This is a genomic window from Rhodococcus sp. NCIMB 12038 (assembly GCF_002165735.1).
Classification (GTDB): domain Bacteria; phylum Actinomycetota; class Actinomycetes; order Mycobacteriales; family Mycobacteriaceae; genus Rhodococcus_F.
In genome coordinates this window covers 205,517-220,785 of sequence record NZ_NHML01000004.1, presented here as the reverse complement: position 1 = coordinate 220,785, position 15,269 = coordinate 205,517, and the positions used below count along the sequence as shown (strand labels likewise).

General features: G+C 67.6%; 16 protein-coding genes. 7 read left to right on the top strand and 9 right to left on the bottom strand.

What is annotated here, in order from left to right:
• Nucleotides 1–12 precede the first annotated feature (12 nt).
• On the top strand, nucleotides 13–1,530 hold the full coding sequence (locus CA951_RS07235; protein ID WP_087556197.1) for a leucyl aminopeptidase: 1,518 nt from the start codon (nucleotides 13–15) through the stop codon (nucleotides 1,528–1,530).
• A 68-nt stretch (nucleotides 1,531–1,598) separates the two neighbouring features.
• On the opposite strand, the gene CA951_RS07230 is transcribed toward CA951_RS07235, so the two are convergent.
• Nucleotides 1,599–1,937 (bottom strand): oxidoreductase, encoded by a 339-nt coding sequence (locus CA951_RS07230; protein ID WP_072945480.1) that lies wholly within the window; start codon nucleotides 1,935–1,937, stop codon nucleotides 1,599–1,601.
• A 327-nt stretch (nucleotides 1,938–2,264) separates the two neighbouring features.
• Here CA951_RS07230 and sucB point away from each other — a divergent pair, with 327 nt between their 5' ends.
• The 5 genes from sucB (at nucleotide 2,265) to CA951_RS07205 (ending at nucleotide 7,089) form a co-directional block, all read left to right on the top strand.
• Nucleotides 2,265–4,001, top strand: a complete 1,737-nt coding sequence (gene sucB, locus CA951_RS07225; RefSeq protein ID WP_087556196.1) for a 2-oxoglutarate dehydrogenase, E2 component, dihydrolipoamide succinyltransferase — start codon at nucleotides 2,265–2,267, stop codon at nucleotides 3,999–4,001.
• 92 nt (nucleotides 4,002–4,093) lie between these two features.
• A complete protein-coding gene (locus CA951_RS07220) occupies nucleotides 4,094–4,984 on the top strand; it encodes a TIGR01777 family oxidoreductase (protein ID WP_087556195.1) in 891 nt (296 codons plus the stop codon).
• Between the two features lie 48 nt (nucleotides 4,985–5,032).
• Entirely contained in the window at nucleotides 5,033–5,809 is a 777-nt protein-coding gene (gene lipB / locus CA951_RS07215; protein ID WP_087556194.1) for a lipoyl(octanoyl) transferase LipB, read from the top strand.
• 52 nt (nucleotides 5,810–5,861) lie between these two features.
• The gene (gene lipA / locus CA951_RS07210) at nucleotides 5,862–6,836 is read left to right on the top strand and encodes a lipoyl synthase (RefSeq protein ID WP_087556193.1); all 975 of its coding nucleotides are present in this window, start codon (nucleotides 5,862–5,864) and stop codon (nucleotides 6,834–6,836) included.
• Nucleotides 6,837–6,876: 40 nt separating this feature from the next.
• Nucleotides 6,877–7,089 carry a hypothetical protein gene (locus tag CA951_RS07205; protein WP_143543030.1) on the top strand — a complete coding sequence of 71 codons (213 nt, stop codon included), beginning with the start codon at nucleotides 6,877–6,879 and terminating at the stop codon, nucleotides 7,087–7,089.
• 46 nt (nucleotides 7,090–7,135) lie between these two features.
• Here CA951_RS07205 and CA951_RS07200 read toward each other — a convergent pair whose 3' ends face one another.
• The 8 genes from CA951_RS07200 to CA951_RS07165 all read right to left on the bottom strand — a co-directional run bounded on the left by CA951_RS07200 (nucleotide 7,136) and on the right by CA951_RS07165 (nucleotide 13,727).
• Nucleotides 7,136–8,194: a LacI family DNA-binding transcriptional regulator gene (locus CA951_RS07200; protein ID WP_179220134.1), complete on the bottom strand. Its 1,059-nt coding sequence runs from the start codon at nucleotides 8,192–8,194 to the stop codon at nucleotides 7,136–7,138.
• Between the two features lie 197 nt (nucleotides 8,195–8,391).
• Nucleotides 8,392–8,577 (bottom strand): hypothetical protein, encoded by a 186-nt coding sequence (locus CA951_RS07195; protein ID WP_143543029.1) that lies wholly within the window; start codon nucleotides 8,575–8,577, stop codon nucleotides 8,392–8,394.
• A gap of 96 nt (nucleotides 8,578–8,673) precedes the next feature.
• A complete protein-coding gene (locus CA951_RS07190) occupies nucleotides 8,674–9,399 on the bottom strand; it encodes an SDR family NAD(P)-dependent oxidoreductase (protein ID WP_087556189.1) in 726 nt (241 codons plus the stop codon).
• Nucleotides 9,396–10,277 carry a sugar phosphate isomerase/epimerase gene (locus CA951_RS07185; protein WP_087556188.1) on the bottom strand — a complete coding sequence of 294 codons (882 nt, stop codon included), beginning with the start codon at nucleotides 10,275–10,277 and terminating at the stop codon, nucleotides 9,396–9,398. Before CA951_RS07185 ends, CA951_RS07190 begins: the two co-directional genes overlap by 4 nt.
• A gap of 52 nt (nucleotides 10,278–10,329) precedes the next feature.
• On the bottom strand, nucleotides 10,330–11,580 hold the full coding sequence (locus CA951_RS07180; protein WP_087556187.1) for a Xaa-Pro peptidase family protein: 1,251 nt from the start codon (nucleotides 11,578–11,580) through the stop codon (nucleotides 10,330–10,332).
• Nucleotides 11,581–11,694: 114 nt separating this feature from the next.
• On the bottom strand, nucleotides 11,695–12,573 hold the full coding sequence (locus CA951_RS07175) for an NAD(P)-dependent oxidoreductase (RefSeq protein WP_087556186.1): 879 nt from the start codon (nucleotides 12,571–12,573) through the stop codon (nucleotides 11,695–11,697).
• A gap of 336 nt (nucleotides 12,574–12,909) precedes the next feature.
• Nucleotides 12,910–13,398, bottom strand: a complete 489-nt coding sequence (locus CA951_RS07170; RefSeq protein WP_087556185.1) for an SRPBCC family protein — start codon at nucleotides 13,396–13,398, stop codon at nucleotides 12,910–12,912.
• On the bottom strand, nucleotides 13,395–13,727 hold the full coding sequence (locus CA951_RS07165) for a helix-turn-helix transcriptional regulator (protein WP_087556384.1): 333 nt from the start codon (nucleotides 13,725–13,727) through the stop codon (nucleotides 13,395–13,397). The genes CA951_RS07170 and CA951_RS07165 overlap by 4 nt, the downstream gene beginning before the upstream one ends.
• A 171-nt stretch (nucleotides 13,728–13,898) precedes the next feature.
• On the opposite strand from CA951_RS07165, the gene CA951_RS07160 reads away from it, so the two are divergent.
• Nucleotides 13,899–15,179: a glycosyltransferase 87 family protein gene (locus CA951_RS07160; RefSeq protein ID WP_087556184.1), complete on the top strand. Its 1,281-nt coding sequence runs from the start codon at nucleotides 13,899–13,901 to the stop codon at nucleotides 15,177–15,179.
• Nucleotides 15,180–15,269: the final 90 nt, after the last annotated feature.

The window sequence follows — 15,269 nt, the reverse complement described above, 5'->3', positions numbered from 1 at the left end:
AGGAGATACACCGTGAGCACTCGCACAGCCCGACCCCTCGGACCACAACTCGCACTGGCCGGCACCGTCGGCAAGCGCGTGGACGTGTTGGTGATCGGACTGACGTCGAGCCCGGACGGCCCCGAAATCGCCCTCGGAGACGGCATCGTCGACGAATCGGTGCTGACCGATCTGCTCGACACGCTCGTCGCGGTGGGCGCCTCCGGCAAGGCCGAGGAGACCACCCGCATCCCAGCGCCCGGCACGCTGCCGGTCGACAGCGTGCTGGCCGTTGGACTCGGTTCGGCCGGGAAGCTCGACGCCGAGCAGATCCGCAGGTCCGCGGGCGCCGCGGCACGGGCGCTCAGCGGCGTCGACACCGTCGCGACCACGCTGTCCGCACTCGATCTCGGTGCGGCAGCGGAAGGTTTCGCCCTCGGCGCGTACCGGTTCACCGAATTCAAGTCCGCGAAGTCCGCCCCCGGCCCGGACGCACAGCCCGTCTCCCGTGTGGAGCTGCTGGTGTCGTCCCCGCGGGCGAAGGAGCCGAAGGACACCCTCGCGCGCTCGTCGGCGATCGCCGAAGCCGTCGCCACCGCACGCGAATTCGTCAACACTCCCCCGAGCCACCTCTTTCCCGCCGAATTCGCCGACCGCGCAAAGGCACTCGGCACCGATGCGGGACTGAAGGTCGAGGTCCTGGACGAGAAGGCACTCGAAAAGAACGGGTACGGCGGCATCCTCGGGGTGGGCAAGGGCTCGTCCCGGCTGCCGCGACTGGTCCGCCTCAGCTACTCCGCCAAGAAGCGGAACGCCCCCAAGGTCGCGCTCGTCGGCAAGGGCATCACGTTCGACACCGGCGGCATCTCCATCAAGCCCGCCGCAGGCATGGAGAACATGACGTCCGACATGGGCGGTGCCGCAGCCGTTGTCGCGACCGTGGTCCTCGCCGCCAAACTCGGACTGCCCGTCGATGTCACCGCCACCGTCCCGATGGCCGAGAACATGCCGTCGTCCACCGCGCAGCGCCCCGGCGACGTCCTCACCCAGTACGGCGGAACCACTGTAGAGGTCATCAACACCGACGCGGAGGGACGCCTCGTCCTCGCCGACGCCATCGTCCGCGCCTGCGAGGACGAGCCCGACTACCTCATCGACACGGCGACGCTCACCGGCGCGCAGATGGTGGCACTGGGCAACCGGACCCCCGGCGTCATGGGGACCGACGAGTTCCGCGACCGCGTCGCCGCCGTCTCCCAGAGGGTCGGCGAGAACGCGTGGGCCATGCCGATGCCCGCCGAACTGCGCTCGGACCTCGACTCGAAGATCGCCGACCTCGCCAACGTCACGAATCACCGCTGGGGCGGCATGCTCGCGGCGGCCCTGTACCTGAAGGAGTTCGTCGCCGACGGCGTCCAGTGGGCGCACATCGACGTCGCGGGACCGGCCTACAACTCGTCGGGACCGTGGGGATACACCGGCCGCGGCGGCACCGGCGTGCCGGTGCGCACGATGATCTCGGTGATCGAGGACATCGCCGCCAACGGGTAGGCGCTTCGCGCTCGTGCGCCTTTCCGGTTGCCCCCGCAACCACAAAGGCGCACGGGCGGCGGAGCCGCCTACAGGTCGCGTTCGCGCTCCCGCTTCCGCTCGATGCGGCGCCGCGCGTCGTGGTCGCGCATCCGCTGCGGGTAGCCGGTCTTGCGGACGTCGTACACCGGGATGCGCAGATCCTCCCCGAGTTTGCGTGCGCCGCGTTCGCCGCCCACCCGGCGCCGGGTCCACTCGCCGTCCGCCGCGACGAGCACGACGGTGACTTCGGTCACTGTCGTCCGAGGTTCTACGTACGCCTCCACACCGAGATGGGTGCGAGTCCAGTTCGCGAGATGGGCGGCATCCTCCGGGGACGCCTGGGATCGGCCGGACCGAGGCCGCGAGAAACGGTCGAACAACCCCACGTCGAGCCTCCTCGAGTGCGTGCGCGGGGCGGTGCCCGCGATGTCCTCCAAGTTTGCCAGCGAACATCCGGTTTCCGCCGCGACCGCAAACTACCGGCCAGTAGGGATTTCGATGCGACACACCGGAGTGACCGGGGGGTCCCCCTCGACGGACGCGCCCGTCGGATCAATGGAAAGATGTGGAGCGCCGACACAGCGAGTGGGTGACGACGAATCGGAATTACCTGCAAGTAGACGCAAGACACGTGCATCTCGAGCACAATGGTTCACGACCACAAGTCGACAAAATTCAACAACCCGAACACAACTGTCGAGGAGTCAAAAGACATGGCCTTCTCCGTCCAGATGCCAGCGCTTGGTGAGAGTGTCACCGAGGGAACTGTCACGCGGTGGCTCAAGCAGGAAGGAGACACGGTCGAAGTTGACGAACCCTTGCTCGAAGTCTCCACGGACAAGGTGGACACGGAAATCCCGTCTCCCGTGGCCGGCGTTCTCAGCAAGATCGTTGCTCAGGAAGACGACACCGTCGAAATCGGTGGCGAGCTTGCCGTGATCGGCGACGCCGGTGAGGCTCCCGCCTCCGACTCCGCTCCCGCACCCGCCGCCGAAGAGCCCGCCGCAGAGCCGGCTCCCGCCGCGGAGGCACCGGCCGCAGAGCCCGCGCCCGCAGCGTCCGGCGGCGGTTCCGCCGAGGGCACCGCGGTGAACATGCCCGAACTGGGCGAGTCCGTCACCGAGGGCACCGTCACCCGCTGGCTCAAAGCCGTCGGTGACGAGGTCGCCGTGGACGAGCCGCTCGTCGAGGTGTCCACCGACAAGGTCGACACGGAGATCCCGTCGCCCGTCGCCGGCACGCTCCTCGAGATCAGCGCGGAGGAAGACGACACCGTCGCCGTCGGCGGTCAGCTCGCCGTCATCGGTTCCGGCGCGCCCGCCGCCAAGCCGGAACCGAAGCCCGAGCCCACCCCCGAGCCCGCGAAGCCCGCTCCGGCCCCGGAACCGGCGAAGCCCGCACCCGCCCAGAGCGCTCCGGCTCCGGCCGCCGCACCGGCGGCATCCGCGCCGGCTCCCGCCGCCGCTGCACCCGCTCCCGCGGCCACGTCCGGGGACAGCACCCCGTACGTCACCCCGCTGGTGCGCAAGCTCGCCGCGGACAACGGCGTCGACCTGTCCTCGGTGACGGGCACCGGAGTCGGTGGCCGCATCCGTAAGCAGGATGTTCTCGCTGCCGCCGAGGCCAAGAAGGCACCGGCCGCCGCTGCCGCGCCTGCGGCCGCACGGCCCGCTGCCGCTGCTGCTCCCGCAGCCGCCTCCGCCGGGGTCCGCCCCGAACTGGCGCACCTGCGCGGAACCACGCAGAAGGCCAACCGAATTCGCCAGATCACGGCCACGAAGACCCGGGAGTCGCTGCAGAGCACGGCGCAGCTCACCCAGACCTTCGAGATCGACGTCACCAGGATCGCGGCCCTGCGCGCGCAGGCCAAGAACACCTTCCTCGAGCGCGAGGGCGTCAAGCTCACGTTCCTCCCGTTCTTCGCGAAGGCCGTCGTCGAGGCGCTGAAGTCGCACCCGAACATCAACGCCAGCTACGACGAGGCGAACAAGCAGATCACCTACTACGACGCCGAGCACCTGGGCATCGCGGTCGACACCGACCAGGGCCTGCTGTCCCCCGTGATCCACAACGCCGGCGACCTGTCGCTGGCCGGACTGGCCCGCGCCATCGCGGACATCGCCAAGCGCGCCCGCTCCGGTGGACTCAAGCCGGACGAGCTGTCCGGTGGCACGTTCACGATCACGAACATCGGCAGCCAAGGCGCCCTGTTCGACACCCCGATCCTCGTGCCCCCGCAGGCCGCGATGCTCGGAACCGGTGCGATCGTCAAGCGTCCCGTGGTCGTGACCGACGAGTCCGGCAGTGAGAGCATCGGCGTCCGCTCGATGTGCTACCTGCCGCTCACGTACGATCACCGCCTCGTCGACGGTGCCGACGCCGGCCGCTTCCTGACGACGATCAAGCAGCGTCTGGAGCAGGGCGCGTTCGAGGCCGATCTCGGCCTCTGATCCGTCACCGGACTTCGAGCCGAACGTAGTTTCGCAGGGGCACCATTTCCAGCAGGAATGGTGCCCCTGCGCTGTGAAGGAGGCTGTTGCACATGCGCGTGGTCGTCGCCGGATCCTCCGGGCTGATTGGCACCGCTCTCGTCTCGTCCCTCCGCGGCGACGGTCACGACGTCGTCCGCCTGGTCCGCCGGTCGGCGGCGGGTCCCGACGAGTCGCGCTGGGATCCGCAGAAGGACCGGCTCGACACCGGGATCCTCGTGGACGCCGACGCGGTCGTGAATCTGTGCGGCGTCGGGATCGGCGACAAACGCTGGACCGGCGCGTACAAGCAACTGATCCGGGACAGCCGGATCGCCGCCACCGACGTCCTGGCCGAGGCCGTCGCCGAGGCCGGGGTGCCCGTGTTCGTGAATGCGAGCGCGGTCGGCTACTACGGCGACACCGGCGACCACGTGGTCGACGAGACCTCGCCGTCCGGGACGGGTTTCCTCGCGGACACCTGCCGTGACTGGGAGGCGGCGACGGCCCCCGCCGACGACTCGAAGGTCCGGACGGTGCGACTGCGCAGCGGCATCGTCCTGTCCCCCCACGGCGGCCTGCTCGGCCGGCTGAAGACGCTGTACTCGTTCGGGCTCGGCGGCCGGCTCGGCAACGGCCGCCAGTACCTGTCGTGGATCTCGTTGGAGGACGAGGTCGATGCGATCAAGTTCGTGCTCTCCCGCGACGACGTGGCCGGCCCTGTAAACATCACCGGTCCGGCGCCCGTCACCAATGCGCAGTTCAACGGCGCGGTCGCGCGGACGATGCACCGCCCCGCCCCGTGGATCGTGCCCGGGTTCGCGCTCAGCGCGCTGGTGGGCGAGTTCGCGCAGGAGGGCATCCTGGCCGGGCAGCGCGCGATCCCGACGGTGCTCGAGAACGCGGGATTCCGGTTCCGGCACAACACCATCGGGGAAGCGCTCGACGCCGCCCTCGTCCGGTGAACCCGGCTCGTGGCGGCACGGCCACCGCCCCGGCGTAACCTCTAGCGCATGAGCAGCGCGACACAATCCGCCCGTTTCAGCCCCTCCCCGATCGCCGTCGAACACCTCGGCACGATCGGGTACGTCGACGCCTGGGACCGACAGCGCGAGCTGGCGGCCGAACGCGCCGAGAACGCGGGCACCGACACGCTGCTCCTGCTCGAACACCCCGCCGTCTACACCGCGGGACGCCGCACCGAACCGGAGGACCGTCCCACCGACGGCACTCCCGTCATCGACGTCGACCGCGGCGGGAAGATCACCTGGCACGGCCCGGGACAGCTGGTGGGGTATCCGATCGTCAAGCTGGCGGAACCGGTCGACGTCGTGCGGTACGTCCGCAGGCTCGAGCAGGCGCTGATCTCCGTGTGCACCGACCTCGGCATCGTCTGCGGCCGGGTGGACGGCCGCTCCGGCGTGTGGTTGCCCGCCTCCCTCGACAACGGGCAGTGGCTGCCCGAGCGGAAGGTCGCGGCGATCGGGGTGCGGGTGCAGCGCGGTGTCGCTCTGCACGGCTTCTCGCTCAACTGCAATTCCGTCCTGACGGGCTTCGACGCGATCATCCCGTGCGGCATCCGAGACGCCGGGGTGACGTCGCTGTCGCGCGAACTGGGCCGCGACGTCACGGTCGAGGAGGTCACTCCGGCCGTCACCGCCGCTGTCGTGGCCGCGCTGGACGGCACCCTCCCGGTGACCGACCACGACATCGAACGGGTCACGTTCGACTCCGCGACGGCCGAGAAGGCGTCCGCCGCCCCCACCTTCACTACTGTTCAGTACGGTTGACGACCGCTCCCCGGCCCGTCGTGCGCGTCGGGCCGGGCGTAGCATCGTTCGCGTGACTGTGGCCCCAGAAGGACGCAAATTGCTCCGCCTCGAGATCCGAAACGCGGAGACTCCGATCGAACGCAAACCGAACTGGATCAAGACGAGAGCAAAGATGGGCCCGGAATACTCCGAGCTCAAGGGCCTCGTCAAGCGCGAGGGTTTGCACACCGTCTGCGAAGAAGCCGGCTGCCCCAACATCTACGAATGCTGGGAAGACCGCGAGGCGACNTTCCTCATCGGCGGGCAGCAATGCACNCGCCGCTGCGACTTCTGCCAGATCGACACCGGCAAACCCACGGACCTCGACCGNGACGAACCCCGCCGCGTCGCCGAATCCGTCCAGGCNATGGGACTGCGGTACTCCACCATCACCGGCGTCGCCCGCGACGACCTCCCCGACGGCGGCGCCTGGCTCTACGCCGAGACGGTCCGCCAGATCCACCAGCTCAACCCCGGCACCGGCGTCGAGAACCTCATCCCCGACTTTGGCGGCAAGCCGGACCTGCTCGCCGAGGTCTTCGACTCCCGCCCCGAGGTCCTCGCCCACAACCTCGAGACCGTGCCCCGGATCTTCAAGCGGATCCGCCCCGCGTTCCGNTACGAACGCTCCCTCGGCGTGATCACCGCCGCCCGCGACTTCGGGCTGGTCACCAAGTCCAACCTGATCCTCGGCATGGGCGAGACCCCCGANGAGGTNCACCAGGCGATGCTCGACCTGCACGCCGCCGGCTGCGACATCCTCACCATCACCCAGTACCTGCGNCCCTCCCCCCGGCACCACCCCGTCGAGCGGTGGGTCAAGCCCGAAGAGTTCGTCGAACACTCCCAGGCCGCCGANGAGATGGGATTCGCCGGCGTCATGGCCGGACCGCTCGTGCGCTCGTCGTACCGCGCCGGCCGCCTCTACGCACAGGCGATGGCCCACCACGGCCGCGAATTGCCCTCCGCCTTGGCCTCGCTCGGCGACAGTGGACCCGCCGCCTAGGTTGCTGGTTCGCTCATCGAACGGCGAGGAGAACGCTGAGATGACTTGGTACAGCACAATGTCCGCGCGGTTCGCACAAGTACGCCGAGCGCTGGAAGACGGGGCGCGGCAGACGCTCGAGGGGTCGATCAGCACGGAGACCGGCCCGTACTCCAACGGAACACCGGACGGTCACCGGCGCACAAGCGGTGACCTCAATCTGCTCGGCGTGCACGGCATGCGCGACTGGCACGGCGCTCTCGAAACCCATTGAACCCCTGCCTGTCCGGCGACCGGCACGAGCAATCGCACTCGTGTCGTCAGCTGGAGGCGAGTTCGGCGTCGACCGCCGCGGGAGCCGTCGAGCCGCGCACGATGAGCTCGGGCGGCAGTGGAGGTGTGGGCTCCACCGATTCGGCGCCCCCCAGGATTTCGATCACGACGTGAGCGGCCTGCCTGCCCAGCTCCCACGTGGGAAGACGCACCGTCGTCAGGGGCGGATCAAGGTGCCCGGCCAGCGGTGAGTCGTTGTAGCCGACCACCGAGAGGTCATCAGGGCATCGCAAACCGCGTTCCTTGATTGCCGCGATCGCACCCACGGCAAGCTGATCGTTGTGGGCGAAAATCGCGGTCGGCACGTTCTTCTCGTCCCGCTCGAGCAACATTGTCGTGAGCCGGAACCCTTCCTCGACGGTCGGCGCCGAGGCAATGACATCACCCGTCACGTCCCGCGCCGTCGTCGTCGCCATGACCGACTCGTACCCGGTCGAGCGCCCGAGGAACGACGAGTTCCGAGACGATCCCTTCAGTTGCGCCAACCGGCGATGACCGAGATCCACCAGATGTTGGGCGGCCAGCCTGCCGCCGAGCACATCATCATGGGTGACGCTCGGCCAGTCACCGGAGGGGAGAGTGCGCACGGCCAACACCACGGGCATCCCACCGGCGGCGTCACGCACCTGGGGCTCGTCGCCCTGCAGGGCGGCGGTGAGGATGACCGCGTCGACCCGCCGCTTCGCGAAGTTGTCGAGCGCGGTGGCGAGGGTCTGCGAGTCGTCGTGAGTCTCGGCGATGATCAGCATCGCCCCGTGCGTCCGGAATTCCTGCTCGATGCCCCGCAACAGGGGTGCAACGAACGGGTTCGCCACGTCGGCGACCAGGACACCGACCAAGCCGGTCAGTCCCTTGCGCAGGCTCTGCGCAACCGTGTTGACGCGATATCCGAGTTCCTCGGCGACCACCCGAACCTTTTCCCGGGTCTTCGCGTTGACCAGGTGTTGGCGTGCCGGATCCAGAGCACGAGACACCGTGGCGGCATGGACGCCCGCACGCTCGGCGACATCCTTGAGAGTGGTCTCGTTCTCGCGTCTGGTGATCACACTGCAGAAGTGTATGCAAACCATTGCGAGTAGTCGACAACGGACATCGCCACCACCCCGAACGCAGCGCCGTCGGAGGCGACGAAACTGCAGATCACCGGCCATTTCACCCGCGATGGGAAGCGGCCACGGAGGCGGGAGGCAGCGCGGCAAACCCGGGTGCAAACATCTCTGACCGCGCGTCGCCGCCGCACCGCCTACGAATGCTCGGGCTCGGCGGGCCCTGGGGCGGCGACGGCGGCGACGATGACACCGATCGGTCCGACGAGGAATCCGATGATCAGAAAGCCCAGTGTGTCGCGATGCTTCTTCCCCGCGATCACCGCGGACAATCCCGCGCAGACGACCGCGATGACGAACTGCACACCCAGCGCACTGGTCATCACAACCATTCCCCGATCCGGGAGGAAAATGCGGCAGGGCCCGCTACACCCGGGGTGTGCGGCGAGGTGGTCGTCGGATCGGCCGGACGCCCGGTTTCAGACCGTCGTGAATCCACCGTCGACAACCAATTGCTGACCGGTGACGAAGGAGGCGTCGTCCGAAGCGAGGAACGCGATGCACGAGGCGACCTCTTCGGCGGAGCCCGCGCGCGCCATGGGGGTCTGGTCGATCAGCCCCTGCGAGATGCCATTGTCCTGCGCTTCGGTCATCGGCGTCACGATGAATCCGGGGTGCACCGAGTTCACTCGCACCCCCGTCGAAGCGTAGGTCGCTGCAGCGTTTCTCGTCATCATCGTCACCGCCCCTTTCGAGGCCTGGTACGCGGACACGCCTGACGCGCCGATCAATCCCCACATCGAGGAGACGTTGACGATGGAGCCTCGACCGGCGGCAACCATGTACGGCAGGACGGTGCGAAGCCCGTAGAAGACACCGTTCTGGTTGATGTCCACGACGCGTTTCCAGTCGTCGATCGTGATGTCGACGAGGTTCTCGTACGAACCGACCAGGCCCGCGTTGTTGACGAGCACGTCGATCCGCTCGTCGGCTCCCGCCACCTCGCGGACGAGTCGACCCCAGCGGTCGAGGTCGGTGACATCGAGTTCGTGCCAGGAGATTCCCTGCTCGTCGGCCGGGACTCGAAGATCGAATCCGTGGACGGTGGCACCCTCGTCGCGTAGCCGCTGGGCGGTGGCCAGACCGATGCCCTGAGCCGCGCCTGTGACGATGCAGGTCTTCTGGTTGAACCGGGACGTGGTCATGTGAACTCCTTTGTCATGGCTGCCCGGACGACCGTGTCCAAGGCGCGGCGTGCCTTGTCGAGAGCCTCGTGCAGGGACAGGGCACGGTGGGTGTGCGAGATGATCTCGGTGCCCCACGGTCCGCGGAACCCGATGTCGGTGAGAGTCTGCACCAATCCGACGAGATCGAAGGTGCCCTCGCCGCACAGCAGTCGCTCGTTGATGGAGTCGTCGAGCAGCGTTCCGACCACGTCGGCGGCGGCGTCGTCGAGTTCGACACCGAAAATGATGTCCGGGGTGAGTGATTTCCTCAGGTCGTCGAGTGTGGTGCCGGCGCGGAAGACGTGCCAGGCGTCGACCATGACACCGCAGTTGGTGCGGTCGACGGCACGGACCACATCCGCCGCCAACGGAACCGAGGAGAGCATCGTGTACGGCATCGGCTCGATCGCTACCCGCACCCCGTGTCCCGCGGCATGATCGGCCAGGTCGCGCAGCGGACCCACCAGCGAATCGGTGGACTCCAGCGGCGCGGCCACAGCGGTGCCGACCTTGATGTGGATGGGGTCGAGTTCGGCTGCCGCCCGCATCAGCAGATCACGTGTCCGATCCGAAGCGATGCGCTTCTCATCGGTCTCCCACCAATCGACGAGGAACTCGATCTCGGTGAAACGGAGACCGGCCGTCGAGATGGCCTCACGCAGTGCCGCGAACCCGATCGTGTCGTCGACGTGGGCGAGGTCGTCGTGTGCGATGCCGATACCGGACCACCCGGTCGCGGCGACCTCGCGAACACGGTCGAGAATGTCGAGCGGGCTCTTCTCGCTCGGCATCATCGGAGTGACGTCGCCTGCACTGGTCCAACACGTCGCGATGAGGTCGATGTTCGGGCCCGTCATGTGTTCTTCTCCATCAGAGTCGGGGTGCGATCGGTAGTCGGGGGTCTCACCGTCAGTACTTGTTGGCGACGAACAGTTCCTGTGCCGGGAACAGTGTGAGAACCTGGGGTCCGTTCGCCGTGACGACGACCTCTTCCTCGATCCTGGCGGCGGAGGAACCATCGGTTGCCGGGCAGTACGTTTCGAGGGCGAACACCATGCCCTCCTGAAGTTCGACCGGTTCCTTCATGCTGTTCAACCGGGAGATGATGGGGCGTTCGTGCAGTCCGAGACCCAGGCCGTGGCCGAACTGCAGACCGAAGGCGGCGAGTTCGTTGTCGAACCCGAATTCCTCGGCCTTGGGCCACACCGCGGCGACCTGGTCGGTGGTGACACCCGGTTTGATCATCTCGATGGAGGCGTCCATCCATTCGCGGGCCTTGGTGTAGGCGTCGCGCTGGCTGGGGGTGGAGCTGCCCACACCGAAGGTGCGGTAGTAGCAGGTGCGGTAGCCGTTGTAGCTGTGGATGATGTCGAAGAACGCCTGATCGCCAGGGCGAATCAACCGGTCGGTGAAGTTGTGCGGGTGAGGGTTGCAGCGTTCACCGGAGATCGCATTGATCGCCTCGACCTGATCGGATCCCATCTCGTAGAGGCGCTTGCTGGCGTGCGCGACGATCTGGTTCTCCCGGATGCCGGGCTTGAGGATCTCCGCGATGTCCTGGTATACCCCGTCCACCATCGCCGCAGCCTGGGACAGCAGCATGATCTCGTCCGACGACTTGATCTGGCGGGCGTCGAGCATCAGTTGCTGGCAGTCGACCACCTTCAGACCCTGGCGCTGCATCTCGAACAGGAACGGCGGCTCCACGATGTCCATACCCACGGGCAGGTCCGCCACACCTGCGTCCTCGAGCAGGCCCTTGATCTCGCGAACCGCGGTTTCCATCAGGCCGACGCTCGGGGCCACGCCGCCGCGAAGGCCGAGCATGCCGGGCCGGCAGTTGTCGTCCGGCAGCCAGTTCGAGTACAGCTGGTGGTGCCGAACAGCCGACCCGAAGTCCCACAGGTAGGGTGCGTCCTCGCTGCGAGTGAGCAACGCGTAGCGCGACATCTTGTCGCCGAGAGCGCCGCCGATCCAAGTCTGCGTGGTGTACCGGATGTTGTAGAAGTCGAACAGCAGGAAGGCGCCGCACTCGCTGGCGTCGAGCGATGCCTTCGCTCGACCGAGTCGGTAGTCGCGCAGGCGTGCGAAATCGACGCGCTCTTCGTAGTCGACTCCCATGTGTCCCGGTGCGGGCGCAGGGCGCAGGTGTTTCGTCATGGCGGGGGGATCCTTCCTAGTACATCGAGGAGATCGGCTGCGGCTGTTCGCATCTCGTGTGGTCTTCGCCGGCCGACGGCGGGAAACGTCATTCCCGAGGAGAGTTCGGTGCGGTCAGTCGCGGCCGAGGCGAAGGTATTCGGCGACGGCGGACTCGTCGTGATCGGCAAATCCGGCGGCCGCCGCCTGCTCGAGGATTTCGAGTGTTCGGGCCGCGTGGGGCAGGTGGGCGCCCGTCTCGGATGCGAGCGCCAACGCGTTGCGCAGGTCCTTCGCCGCCAAGGCCAGTCGGAACGCCGTGGGAACCTCGTCGGGCCGCTCGAAGGCGGCCTGCCGGTACTGGACGAAGGGCGCGGCGACCGCACTGTTGAGGAACACCGCGTAGGCGGCCTCGCGGCCGATGCCGGCTCGTTCAGCCAGTACCAGCGACTCGGACACCGCCCCGTTGAGGCCATGCACGATCGCATTGACCGCAAGCTTCATCGCAGCACCACGACCACTGGCCCCCATGGCGATGACCGGATCACCCATCGCGGAGAGGATGCTCGTGCAGTCCTCGACATCGCGAGCGTCCCCTCCGGCCATGATCGTGAGGGTGCCTGCGCTGGCGGCCGCGACGCTACCGGACACCGGCGCATCGACGAACCGCCCACCCGCCTCCTCGGAGCTACGACGAAGCGAGGCGACCGTGTCGGGCGCGATCGTGCTCATGTCGATCGCGATCACGCCGTCGCCAATTGTGGTGAGCACTCCGGATTCGGAGGTATAGGCATCGAGTACCGCGGAGTCGTCGGCGAGCATCGACACCACGAAGTCGGCGCCCTTGGCCGCGATGGCCGGACTGGCGGCGGCAGTGGCGCCGTGCTCGGCGGCGAACGCCTCCGCCTTGGTCGCCGTCCGGTTCCAGACCGCGAGTTCGTGCCCGGCCTTGACCAGGTTCGCTGCCATCGGCGCCCCCATATTGCCAAGTCCCAAGAAGGCAACCGTGCTCATCTGCAGTACTCCTCTTCACACTCGGGTGCATGACCGTCGAGCCTGTGCTCGCTCATCGACTCGCAATTGCAATCCTTTGCAATAGCAGCATGCACGTGGGTGCTGTGCAGTGTCAAGAGCGGCCCCACCTCATCCGATCTGTCGCTCGAACTGCGCGAGTAAGCGCCGTGGTCAGCGCACCTTTCGGCACTTGACATCAATTGCGGTGGCGATCACACTGATGCAATCGATTGAATTTTACGATCGACTGACGCAACCGGCGGGCGCGTCGCCGACGAAGGCGCATCGCCTGTTCGCCGTTGAACCACACACCAGTACAGCCCGAGATCTTCCCGATCACCAGCTCGTCTGCGCCAGAACTGCATCCAGCGCCGCGTAGCTTTCGTTCATGCCGCTTTCCATGCCGGACTGCAGCATGCCGTCGCGCTCCTCGGGGGTGTGGAACTGGCTGACGACGGACAGTTTGGTGCGTCCGTCGCCGAGGTCGGTGTAGGTGTTGTTCTCGACGATGACGTGACCGGGCATGCCGTCCCATTCGAACGTGTACACCAGGCGCTCTTCCGGAGCGATCTCCCGGAACCGGCCCTCGAATCCGTGCGAGTCGCCGTCCGCGTGTTCGACGAAGCGCCAGTGCCCGCCGCGCTCGAATTCCCAGCGTTCGACGTCGAGTTCGTTTCCGCGGCCCCACCACTGGGCGAGCAGTTCCGGTTTCGTGAAGGCCGCCCACACACGGTCGCGTGGGGCGTTGAAGACGCGTTCGACATGGATTTCCCGGTCCGTCGGCGTCGAGACGGTGGAGGTCGCGGGAGTCTGCGAGGTGCTCATGACGTGCCTTCCGTTCGGTTGAGGAATTCGTCCAGACGGTTCAGGCGCCCTTCGAGCGACAGTTGGTAGTCGCGGATCCAGGCCACCTCACGTTCGAGGGAATTGGTCCCCAACATGCAGTACCGCACCCGGCCACGTTTCTCGGTCACGACCATCCCCGCGTCTTCGAGCAGTCCCACGTGCTTCTTGATGCCGGTGAGCGTCATCTCGAAGAGTTCGGCGAGGTCGCTGATCGAGCAGGCGCCCTCGCCGAGCCGGCGGAGGATCCCCCGCCGTGTGGGGTCTGCCAGTGCGGCGAACGTGGCGTCGAGAGCCGAATGCTGAACCATCAAGTTCAGTGTCGCACGTGCGTGATGCTCCGTCAACGCTTTTCGCGGTGTCTCGGCGCCGGTACGGATCGGTAACGAATGCGGACGACACGCCTGCCGCCGCCCTGGGCATCTCGCGGGCGCCGTTAGCGTCGAACCCGTCGGCACACGTCCGCACACCGAGGGGGCGGGATGGAATCACGCGTTTTTCCTCGCCGCCCCGCGATCGTGGTGGTGCTCGCAGTGTGCGCGACGGTGGCCGTCGTGGCATTGCTCGGCACCGTCGACCCGTGGACGCCGAAGGTCGGGCTGTTCGCCGGCGGCGCCGATCTGCACGTCTACCGCGACGGCGGCTGGCGGGTGCTGCACGGCCTGCCCCTGTACAGCGGACCCGTCGCTCTGGGGTTGCTCTACACCTACACGCCGTTCTCCGCGATCGCGTTCGTGCCGCTCGAACGGATACCCGGCGCGTACGTCGACAACCTGTGGATGGCGTTCAACCTGGGCGTACTGGCGTGCTGCGTCCTCCTGTGCTGGCGCATCCTCGGGTACCGGATCACCCCGCACCTGCTGGCGGTCGCCGCGCTGACGGCGGTGACCTGCACTTTCGTCGAACCGGTGCGGACGACGCTGTTCTACGGCCAGATCAACCTGGTGCTGATGCTGTGGGTGCTCTGGGACTTCTCCCGCACGGAGCGGAGCGTGCTGCGCGGGGTGGGGATCGGGCTGGGTGCGGCCGTCAAACTGACCCCCGGCTTCTTCGTCATCCAACTCCTCGCCCTGCGGCAGTGGCGGGCCGCCGCAGTCGCGACGTCCGTCTTCGCGGGCACGGTGGCGCTCGCCTGGGTGATCGTTCCTAACGACTCCCGCCGGTACTGGACCAGCACGTTCTTCGACTCGACCCGCATCGCCGACGACGCGCACCCGTCCAATCAATCGTTGCGGGGAACGCTGGCCCGGCTCACGGACGGGCAGGTGCCGCCGTGGCTGTGGCTGATCCTCGCGGGAGCCGTCACCGTCGTCGGCCTCGTCGTGTCGGTGCGCCTCTACGAACGCGGCGAACGGTTGCTGTCGGTGGTGCTCGGCGGGCTCACCGCGGCGGTGGTGTCGCCGTTTTCGTGGAGCCATCACTGGGTGTGGCTGGTGCCGCTGATGGTCTACCTGATGCACCGCGCAGTCTCGGACAGCAGGCGGTGGTGGTTCGTGTGCGCCGCGCTGTTCGCGTCGACGGCCGCGTGGCCGTACTGGTGGAGTCCGGACTTCGCCGTCGTCGGACTGTTCCTGTTTCCGCCGTCGTGGCCGGTCGCGTTCGTGCTGCAGAACATCTTCGTGCTCGTGTACGTCCCGGTGCTCGTCTCGGCGACCCGGATGGTCACCCGGCGCACCCGGAATCGCCCGATCCTCACCTCGGTCGCGACCTATCCGCCGGCGCCGGACGAGGCCGTTCTGCCCAGCTGCCGCAAGTCTGCGTGAGCAGCACTGTTCACAAACCGGACAGGCCCTCGACGGCGCCGCCTTTCCGCACCCCTCGACGCGCCGTCCGGAATACCCTGGCAAGTGCAC

Coding starts and splice junctions, on each gene's coding strand:
- CA951_RS07180 (WP_087556187.1), bottom strand. CDS start 11,580: ATGACGAAACACCTGCGCCCTGCGCCCGCACCGGGACACATGGGAGTC.
- CA951_RS07220 (WP_087556195.1), top strand. CDS start 4,094: ATGCGCGTGGTCGTCGCCGGATCCTCCGGGCTGATTGGCACCGCTCTC.
- CA951_RS07175 (WP_087556186.1), bottom strand. CDS start 12,573: ATGAGCACGGTTGCCTTCTTGGGACTTGGCAATATGGGGGCGCCGATG.
- CA951_RS07185 (WP_087556188.1), bottom strand. CDS start 10,277: ATGACGGGCCCGAACATCGACCTCATCGCGACGTGTTGGACCAGTGCA.
- lipB (WP_087556194.1), top strand. CDS start 5,033: ATGAGCAGCGCGACACAATCCGCCCGTTTCAGCCCCTCCCCGATCGCC.
- CA951_RS07170 (WP_087556185.1), bottom strand. CDS start 13,398: ATGAGCACCTCGCAGACTCCCGCGACCTCCACCGTCTCGACGCCGACG.
- CA951_RS07205 (WP_143543030.1), top strand. CDS start 6,877: ATGACTTGGTACAGCACAATGTCCGCGCGGTTCGCACAAGTACGCCGA.
- CA951_RS07190 (WP_087556189.1), bottom strand. CDS start 9,399: ATGACCACGTCCCGGTTCAACCAGAAGACCTGCATCGTCACAGGCGCG.
- sucB (WP_087556196.1), top strand. CDS start 2,265: ATGGCCTTCTCCGTCCAGATGCCAGCGCTTGGTGAGAGTGTCACCGAG.
- CA951_RS07160 (WP_087556184.1), top strand. CDS start 13,899: ATGGAATCACGCGTTTTTCCTCGCCGCCCCGCGATCGTGGTGGTGCTC.
- CA951_RS07165 (WP_087556384.1), bottom strand. CDS start 13,727: ATGGTTCAGCATTCGGCTCTCGACGCCACGTTCGCCGCACTGGCAGAC.
- CA951_RS07195 (WP_143543029.1), bottom strand. CDS start 8,577: ATGACCAGTGCGCTGGGTGTGCAGTTCGTCATCGCGGTCGTCTGCGCG.